The sequence below is a fragment of the Sphingobium sp. genome, from assembly GCF_035511395.1.
Classification (GTDB): domain Bacteria; phylum Pseudomonadota; class Alphaproteobacteria; order Sphingomonadales; family Sphingomonadaceae; genus Sphingobium.
This window is the reverse complement of record NZ_DATKFP010000039.1, coordinates 1-8,717: the sequence shown is the minus strand read 5'-3', so window position 1 is coordinate 8,717 and position 8,717 is coordinate 1. Positions and strand designations below refer to the sequence as shown.

7 protein-coding genes and 1 pseudogene are annotated in these 8,717 nt (G+C 64.2%); all 8 read left to right on the top strand.

The features are described from left to right. On the top strand, nucleotides 1-1,101 hold a 1,101-nt coding region (locus VMR39_RS01935), incomplete at its 5' end, for an OmpP1/FadL family transporter (RefSeq protein ID WP_325413808.1). A gap of 107 nt (nucleotides 1,102-1,208) precedes the next feature. Next, nucleotides 1,209-2,369, top strand: coding sequence for a flavodoxin-dependent (E)-4-hydroxy-3-methylbut-2-enyl-diphosphate synthase (gene ispG / locus VMR39_RS01930; RefSeq protein ID WP_325413806.1), 1,161 nt, complete (start codon nucleotides 1,209-1,211; stop codon nucleotides 2,367-2,369). Nucleotides 2,370-2,384: 15 nt separating this feature from the next. Further along, nucleotides 2,385-3,287, top strand: a complete 903-nt coding sequence (locus tag VMR39_RS01925; protein WP_325413804.1) for a DMT family transporter — start codon at nucleotides 2,385-2,387, stop codon at nucleotides 3,285-3,287. Beyond that, on the top strand, nucleotides 3,284-3,763 hold the full coding sequence (locus VMR39_RS01920; RefSeq protein ID WP_325413801.1) for a GNAT family N-acetyltransferase: 480 nt from the start codon (nucleotides 3,284-3,286) through the stop codon (nucleotides 3,761-3,763). The genes VMR39_RS01925 and VMR39_RS01920 overlap by 4 nt, the downstream gene beginning before the upstream one ends. Nucleotides 3,764-3,864: 101 nt before the next feature. Then, the gene (locus tag VMR39_RS01915) at nucleotides 3,865-6,195 is read left to right on the top strand and encodes an FtsK/SpoIIIE family DNA translocase (RefSeq protein WP_325413799.1); all 2,331 of its coding nucleotides are present in this window, start codon (nucleotides 3,865-3,867) and stop codon (nucleotides 6,193-6,195) included. Nucleotides 6,196-6,612: 417 nt separating this feature from the next. After that, nucleotides 6,613-7,251: an outer membrane lipoprotein carrier protein LolA gene (locus tag VMR39_RS01910; protein ID WP_325413797.1), complete on the top strand. Its 639-nt coding sequence runs from the start codon at nucleotides 6,613-6,615 to the stop codon at nucleotides 7,249-7,251. 267 nt (nucleotides 7,252-7,518) lie between these two features. Continuing rightward, nucleotides 7,519-8,316: an exodeoxyribonuclease III gene (locus VMR39_RS01905; protein WP_325413795.1), complete on the top strand. Its 798-nt coding sequence runs from the start codon at nucleotides 7,519-7,521 to the stop codon at nucleotides 8,314-8,316. Then, nucleotides 8,316-8,717 (top strand): annotated as a pseudogene (locus VMR39_RS01900) (GTP cyclohydrolase II); the annotation flags it as partial. The gene VMR39_RS01905 and the pseudogene VMR39_RS01900, both read left to right, overlap by 1 nt.

Below are 8,717 nucleotides of genomic sequence, written 5' to 3'. Positions count from 1 at the left end.
ATCCAGACCTCGATCGGCGGCTCCGCGCTGATGGCGTCGGCACACCAGACCAATCGCGGCACCTACCGCTCCGTGCCCGGCTCCAACATCCGCGTGCCGGTCGGCGGCAATGACGGTGGCCAGCCGTTTGAGAGCGTGATTCCGATCCCCAGCTTCTATGCCAGCGCGCAGGTCAGCGACCGGTTGTGGGTCGGTCTGGGCGTCAACGCGCCGTTCGGCCTGAAGCTGGCATATGATGACGGCTTCTTCGGCCGCTATGACTCGATCTACACCGACCTCAAAACCTACAATATCCAGCCGTCAGCCGCCTATAAGCTGACCGATAATCTGTCGATCGGCGGCGGCGTCGACGTGCAATATGTGAAGGCGAACCTGACCAACGCCCTGCCGCAGCTGTCGCCGCTGGCTCCGACCGACGGCTTTGCCCAGCTGAAGGGTGACGACTGGTCGGTCGGCTGGAATGCCGGCCTGTTCTACACCACGGGCGACACCAATTTCGGCGTCCATTATCGTTCCGGTATCAAGCACAAGCTGGCCGGCACCCAGACCGTGTCGGGCCTGCTTGGTCCGATCGCGACGGGCAATGGCGAATTCGACGCGACCGCGCCGCTGAACCTGCCCGACATCGTCACCGTCAGTATGATGCACAAGCTGACGCCGCAACTGCGCGCGATGATCACCGGCAAATGGTATAACTGGTCGAAGTTCAAGGGTATCGCCGTGACCTCCGCCACCGGCACGACGAACAAGGAACTGGATTACAAGGACAGCTATTCGGTCAGCGTCGGAGGCGAATATGATGTCAGCCCGGCCCTGACCCTGCGCGCCGGCACCATGTTCGATCGCAGCCCGACCAATCCGCAGCACCTGACCACCCGCGTGCCTGACGGCGATCGCGTCTGGCTGACCGGCGGTGCGACCTGGAACGTCTCGCAGGCGCTGGCACTGAATGTCAGCTACGCCCACACCTTCGTCGAGAAGGCGAACATCATTCGTCCGGACGGCTATTATCCCGCGCCCGCAACCGTCACTGCGACCACCCTGGCGCAGACCAGCGGCAATGCCGACCAGGTCGCCGCGTCGGTCACGCTTCGTTTCTGAGTTTTACGGTGCGGTCGTTTCAGCAAAGCTGAAACCGGGGACGCAGCGCTTCTAACCGTCACCAAAAATCCCTATAGGGGCTTCGTAGAGTACGGAGCCCCTTTTTCATGTCCGATCATAATCCCGGCCTGCGCCCTTGGCGCGACATTGCGCGGCGGCAGTCGCGGCAGATCATGGTCGGCAATGTTCCCGTCGGCGGTGGTGCGCCGGTCACGGTCCAGACCATGACCAACACGCTGACCCATGACGTCAAGGCGACGATCGACCAGATCCGCCGGTGCGAGGATGCGGGCGTCGACATCATCCGCGTGTCCTGCCCCGACGAGGAATCGACCGCGGCGCTCAAGCAGATCGTTCGCGCCGTCCGCGTGCCGATCGTCGCGGACATCCATTTCCATTACAAACGCGCGCTGGAAGCGGCCGATGCCGGCGCGGCCTGCCTGCGCATCAATCCGGGCAATATCGGGTCGGAAGCCCGCGTGAAGGAAGTGGTCGATGCAGCCAAGGCCAACGGCTGTTCGATCCGCATCGGCGTCAACGCAGGCAGCCTCGAAAAGGATCTGCTCGAAAAATATGGCGAGCCTTGTCCGGAGGCGCTGGTCGAAAGCGCGCTCGACCATATCAGACTGCTTCAGGATCAGGATTTCCACGAATATAAGGTCGCGGTGAAGGCGAGCGACGTCTTCCTCGCCGTCGCGGCCTATATGCAGCTGGCCGAAGCGGTCGATTGTCCGCTGCATCTGGGTATCACCGAAGCGGGTGGCCTGATCGGCGGCACGGTGAAGAGCGCGATCGGCATCGGCAACCTGCTCTGGTCCGGCATTGGCGACACGATCCGCGTGTCGCTGTCAGCCGAACCGGAGGAGGAAGTCAGGGTCGGCTATGAAATCCTGAAATCGCTCGGCATCCGCACGCGCGGTGTGAAGGTCATTTCCTGCCCGTCCTGCGCCCGGCAGGGTTTCGACGTGATCCGCACCGTACAGGCGCTGGAGGAGCGGTTGCAGCATATCAATACGCCGCTGTCGCTGTCGGTGCTGGGCTGCGTCGTCAACGGCCCCGGCGAAGCGCGCGAGACCGACATCGGCCTGACCGGTGGCGGCAACGGCAAGCATATGGTCTATCTGTCGGGCGTCACCGACCATACGATCCAGGATGCCGACATGGTCGACCATATCGTGAAGCTGGTCGAGGCCAAGGCGGCGGCGATCGAGGCGGAGAAGCTGGAAGCCGAGACGACCGACGCCGGCAAGGTGCAGGCGGCGGAATAGGCCGATGGCCCAGTCATGACCGGGGCATCGCGGGGGATCGCCATCCCCTTCGCCATCTGTTGCCTCGGCGTCGCGCTGTTTTCCGTGATGGACGCGGCGATGAAGGGGCTTAGCCTCTCCATCGGCCTTTATAATGCGCTGTTCTGGCGCGCGGTCACGGGGAGTCTGCTCGGCCTCGTTCTTATGCTGCTCACCCGGCAGCGCTGGCCGTCGCGGATGGTGTTGCGCATTCATCTGCTGCGCGGCGCAGTGGTGGCCTTCATGGCTGCGCTTTTCTTCTGGGCGATCATGCGATTGCCGCTGGCCGAAGCCATTGCCCTGTCGTTCATCGCGCCGCTCATCGCCCTTTATCTGGCGGCGCTGCTGCTCAAGGAAAGCGTCGGCCGTGAAGCGATTGGTGCGTCGCTGCTGGGGCTGGTTGGTGTCGGTGTGATCCTGTCGGGGCGTTTGCAGGGTGATTATGACGCCGACGCCTTGCTGGGCGCGCTGGCGGTGCTGGGATCGGCGGTCTTTTTCGCCTGGAACCTCATCATCCAGCGGCAGCAGGCGCAGGTCGCTTCCCCGATCGAGGTCGCCTTCTTCCAGCATCTGGTAATGCTGGGCGTGTTCGCGGCCGGCGCACCCTGGCTGGCGATCATTCCGCCCGTCAAGGCCGTTCCGCTCGTGCTGTTGGCCGCAACCCTGGCCTTCACCTCGCTTGCGGCGCTGGCCTGGGCCTATGCACGGGCGGAGGCGCAGCGGCTGATCCCGGTCGAATATAGCGCCTTCATCTGGGCGGCGATCATCGGCTGGCTGATATTCGGCGACCAGTTGACGGGGACGACCGTGGCGGGGGCGTTGCTGATCGTCGCCGGCTGCCTTATCGCGGCGCGCACGAAACGGGCCAATGTCGCCCATGTGGAAGCGGGGACGGCATGAGCATCATCATTCGCGAAGCGGTGGCCGACGATATCGGCACCATCCATGCCTTCATCCGGGCGCTGGCCGACTATGAGCGGCTGGCGCATGAGGTGAAGACGGATCGCGAGACGCTGGCGCGCTATCTGTTCGGGCCGCGCCCGATGGCAGAAGTGCTGATTGCCGAGCATGATGGCGCGGCAATCGGCTTTGCGCTGTTCTTCCATAATTTCTCGACCTTCGAGGGTCGTCCCGGCATTTATCTGGAGGATCTGTTCGTGTTGCCGCAGGCGCGCGGACTGGGCGCTGGCAAGGCGTTGCTCGCGCGCCTCGCGCAACTGGCCATCGAACGGGACTGCGCCCGGCTCGAATGGTCGGTGCTTGACTGGAACGAACCGGCCATCGCCGTCTATCGCGCGATCGGGGCGAAGCCGATGGACGAATGGACCGTACAGCGCGTCGATGGCGATGCGCTGGGCGCGCTGGCTGCGTCCTGAAATCCTGACCTTCGGGACGAGCCGAAGGGCGGCAGACTTGACGCGGAGTCACGCCCGGAGGCATTGTGCCGATCCGGAACATTTGGGGGACATGCAGTTTTATGGCCGTTGGCCGCACCGTGAAACGATCGCCGGAGTGGCGCGAAATGCTGAAGCGCAGCCTCATTCGCAGCGGCGCGCTGATCGGCGCGATCACGCTGATGCTGGCGACCCTGTTCCTGGCGCTCGCATTGCTCAGCTATGCCCCCAGCGATCCGTCGATGAACACGGTCGCGGGCGAGCATGTCGCCAACATCATGCAGGCGCCCGGCGCCTGGGCGGCGGATTTCCTGCTCTGGCTGCTGGGCGTTCCGGTGGCGCTGATCCTGCCGCTGATGGCGGTGACTGCGCGTCGCCTATGGGGCGATCAGGATATGAGCGGGTGGAAGGCGCAGTTCGGCAAATGCCTGTTCGGAATTGTCCTGATCGGTATCGCTCTGGCTCTGTTCCAGACCGATCCGCTGGTCGGCCTGCCCGCCGGCTGGGGCGGCGTGATCGGCCTCGTCACCGCCAAGGGGATCGCCAGCCTGACCGCGCAGGCGCCCGCCGCAGCGCCCTGGATCAAGGGTGTGCTGATATTCATTTCGCTGATCGGGGGCCTTGTCGCCTGTTATCGCAGTCTTGCGTTGGAAAGGCCGATCATCGCGTTGCGTCGCCCGGCCTTGCCTCGGTTCAACCTGCCGCGACCCAGCCTGGCCTTTGCGGGAGCGGGCGCTGCCGCGGTCGAGGGTGACGAGGACGAGGAGGATGACCGGGCCGAGCGTGTCATCGCGCCGCGCAAGCAGGTGTCGAACGAACCCAAGCCACCGATCACCATCCAGTCGCCCAAGCCCGCCCCGGCGCAGCGGAGCATGGCGCCGGTGTCGCAGGATGATCTGTTCGGCAACAACTCGCTGCCGTCGCCCGACCTGCTCAACCCCATTCCCGCGAGCCAGGGCGGCAAGATCGACAAGGCCGCGCTGGAGCGTAACGCCCGCCTGCTGGAATCGGTCCTCGACGACTTCCATGTGAAGGGCAATATCGTCGAGGTCCGGCCCGGCCCGGTCGTCACCATGTATGAACTGGAACCGGCGCCCGGTATCAAGGCGAGCCGCGTGATCGCGCTGGCCGACGACATCGCCCGCAACATGTCGGCCCTGTCGGCGCGCGTGGCGACCATTCCCGGCCGCACCGTCATCGGCATCGAACTGCCCAATGCGAACCGCGAGGGCGTGTCCTTCCGCGAACTGATCACCAGCGAACAGTTCATGCAGGAAGCCACGCTGCCGATCATCCTGGGCAAGAATATTTCGGGCGAACCGATCATCGCCGACCTTGCCCCTATGCCGCATCTGCTGATCGCGGGTACGACGGGCTCGGGCAAGTCGGTCGGCCTCAACGCCATGATTCTGTCGCTGCTGTATCGCATGACGCCGGACCAGCTGCGCCTGATCATGATCGATCCCAAGATGCTGGAACTGTCGACCTATGACGACATCCCGCATCTGCTTTCGCCGGTCGTTACCGAGCCGGCCAAAGCGATCCGCGCGCTCAAATGGGCGGTGGAACAGATGGAGGATCGCTATCGCATGATGGCGTCGATCTCGGTCCGCAACCTTGCCAACTATAACGAGAAGGTTCGCGCCGCGAAGGCCAAGGGCAAGCCGCTCGGCCGGCGCGTCCAGACCGGCTATGATCCCGAAACCGGCAAGCCCATCTATGAAGAGGAACAGCTGGATTTCCAGCCGCTGCCGCAGATCGTGGTGGTGGTCGACGAGCTGGCCGACCTCATGATGACGGCGGGCAAGGAAGTCGAGTTCCTGATCCAGCGTCTGGCGCAGAAGGCGCGCGCGGCCGGCATCCACCTGATCCTCGCGACGCAGCGTCCCTCGGTCGACGTCATCACCGGCGTCATCAAGGCGAACCTGCCGACCCGCATCAGCTTCTTCGTGACGTCGAAGATCGACAGCCGCACCATCCTGGGCGAACAGGGGGCCGAACAGCTGCTGGGCAAGGGCGACATGCTTTACATGCATGGCGGCAAGGGGCTGACCCGCGTCCATGGCCCCTTCGTGTCGGATGACGAGGTGCGGGTGGTCGCCGACCATTGGCGCGCGCAGGGCCAGCCCGACTATATCTCGGCCGTCACCGAGGAACCCGAAGAGGGCAGCTTCGCGCTCGACGGCGTGGACCTGGGCGATGACAGCCCCGATGCCCAGCTGTTCCGCAAGGCATGCCAGCTGGTGTTCGAGAACCAGAAGGCGTCGACCAGCTGGCTCCAGCGCCAGCTCCGCGTCGGCTACAACTCGGCTGCGCGCCTGATCGAACGAATGGAGGAGGAAGGGCTGGTCGGCCCGCCCAACCATGTCGGCCGCCGCGAAGTGCTGCGCGACGAGAATGGCAATCCCATCTGAATCGGCGGAAAGGCGGCCTGGATCGGGGACGATTGCACGTCACGCAATCGTCGTTTTGCCTTTCGCATTTGCGAGAATGAACCGGTTCGGACATAGGGAACGGGCCTTTCAGGCATCCTCTCCTAAAAACTTTCAAGGCCGGTCGTCAGATCGGCCTTTTTTTTGGCACCGAAAGCGTCTAGGCGTGCCCTGCTGCTGCCGCGCCGATAACATAAATTGGAGCGGTGCCGCCGGACAGACCGGCATGGCGAGGCGGGAGCATGGGGGATGGAGCTTGTCCCGATATCCAGTGCCAGATATCCAGCGGATGCTCTCCCCCATCCCCCGATGCTGTCTATTTCGGAACAGGCGGGTTCACAGCGGGTTCAAGCCCCGCCGCCTAATCCCATCCTTCCAGAACAGATGGAGTTGAACACGATGAAGCGCATCTTTGCGCCCCTCGCGCTTGCCCTTGCCGTTACCGCGCCGCTGGTCGTCCCGACCACCGCGGCGGTCGGCCAGCAGGATCAGTCCGACCTTGCGAAGGTCGATGCTGCCATTCGGGCGCTCACCACCCTGACCGCCGATTTCAGCCAGACGGACCGCAATGGCCAGACGCTGACAGGCCAATTGACGATCAAGCAGCCGGGCAAGGTCCGTTTCCAGTATCAGAAGGGCATACCGCTGCTGATCGTGGGTGATGGCAAGGCCCTGACCATGATCGACTATGAAGTACGGCAGGTGCAGCGTTGGCCGATCGGCAATTCGCCGCTGGGCGCGCTGCTTGATCCCACCAAATTGTCCAAATATGGCAAGATGGTGCAGACCGGCGATCCGTCGATCTTGAGCGTGCAGGTGCGCGATCCCAAGCGGCCCGAATATGGCACCATCAGCATGATCTTCAAACGGGACGCGGCCAGCCCGGCGGGACTCCAACTTTATGGCTGGGTGGCGCTCGATTCGCAGAATAATCGCACGGCGGTGCGCCTGACCAACCAGCGTTACGGCGTACCGGTCGCCGACTCCGCCTTCCGCTGGACCGATCCGCGACCCAAAGGCCGTTCGGCAGGCGGTTGATCCCATAGGATCGCGGGGTGGCCCGAGCGCCCCGCGGGACAGCCCGAAAAACTTTCATTTTCGTTCATCTGCCGCTCATATGAAGGGCGCTAATCAGGAACCCACGACGAGAGACAAACCGGGATTTCCCCCCTGTTACCCGGCCCCAGCTCTCGTCGCAAAGCGCTTCAAGGGCGCGATCGAGACCCCCGTTCCACGCCCCCGGAGCGGGGGTCTTACTTTGCCCGGCGCTTGCGCAATATCTCGCGCGCTCCTAGTGCGGCATTCATGGCCGACACCCTTTCCATTTGCTCCTGGAACATCAACAGCGTCCGCGCGCGCATCGATATCGTCGAACAGCTGTTGCGGCAGGAAGCGCCCGACATTCTCTGCCTTCAGGAAACGAAGGTGGTAAACGAGATTTTCCCCACCGACATGTTCCGGCGGCTGGGTTATGTCCATCAGGTGCTGAACGGGCAGCGGATGCACCATGGCGTGGCGATCATGAGCAGGGTGCCGATCCATGAGGACGACCGGCTCGACTGGCAGGCCAATGGCGAGGCGCGCCATGTCGGCGTGCGGCTCGACAATGGCGTCCGGATCGAGAATGTCTATGTCCCCGCCGGTGGCGACGTGCCCGACCGGGAGGTGAATCCCAAGTTCGGGCAGAAGCTCGATTTCCTCGAACGCATGATCCAGTGGTCCTCCGACCTGGAGGACAAGCCGACCATCCTGACCGGCGACTTCAATATCGCGCCGTTGGAATGCGATGTGTGGAGCCACAAGCAATTGCTGAACGTCGTCAGCCACACGCCGATCGAATGCGAGATTCTCGGTCGGCTTCAGGTGTCGAACGACTGGGTCGATATCGCCCGCCATTTCCATCCGGCCCCGGCGCGGCTCTACACCTGGTGGAGCTATCGCGCGAAGGATTGGGCGGAATCGGATCGCGGCCGCCGGCTGGACCATATGTGGATGACGAAGGATGTTGCGGACAAGGCGATCAGCCACCGCGTGGTCGAACCCGCGCGGAGCTGGATCAAGCCGTCCGACCATATACCGATCATCACCGAGTTCGCCTTCTGATGGCCGCCGATCCCGCCGCCCGCAACGCCGCCCGCGCCATCGATGCGCTGCGTCGGGGCTGGGCGGTGCGCCTGACCGCCCCCGACGGCGCGATCCGGCTGATGGCGATCGAGGGTGCCGACGCGGTTACGCTCGGCGGGTTCGATCCCGACGGCGAAGCCGACATCCTCATCTCCGCCGCGCGGGCCGAGACGCTGAAGCTCGCCAACCAACTGGCGGCGGCCGATCCTGAGCTGCCGGTGCTGGTCGAACGCACATCGTGGATCGACGCCGATGTCGCGACCGCCATCGCCGATCCGGTGCTGGACCTTGCCTCGCCGCTCAAGGGACCGTTCCGCGCCCGGTCGCTGCCGGCCCCGCAGGCCGCCAGCGCCGCGTTGCGCCTTGCCCGGCTGGCCGGC

Excerpts from the sequence above, each read along its gene's own strand:
- VMR39_RS01910 (WP_325413797.1), top strand. The coding sequence starts at position 6,613 with ATGAAGCGCATCTTTGCGCCCCTCGCGCTTGCCCTTGCCGTTACCGCG.
- VMR39_RS01905 (WP_325413795.1), top strand. The coding sequence starts at position 7,519 with ATGGCCGACACCCTTTCCATTTGCTCCTGGAACATCAACAGCGTCCGC.
- VMR39_RS01915 (WP_325413799.1), top strand. The coding sequence starts at position 3,865 with ATGGCCGTTGGCCGCACCGTGAAACGATCGCCGGAGTGGCGCGAAATG.
- VMR39_RS01925 (WP_325413804.1), top strand. The coding sequence starts at position 2,385 with ATGACCGGGGCATCGCGGGGGATCGCCATCCCCTTCGCCATCTGTTGC.
- VMR39_RS01920 (WP_325413801.1), top strand. The coding sequence starts at position 3,284 with ATGAGCATCATCATTCGCGAAGCGGTGGCCGACGATATCGGCACCATC.
- ispG (WP_325413806.1), top strand. The coding sequence starts at position 1,209 with ATGTCCGATCATAATCCCGGCCTGCGCCCTTGGCGCGACATTGCGCGG.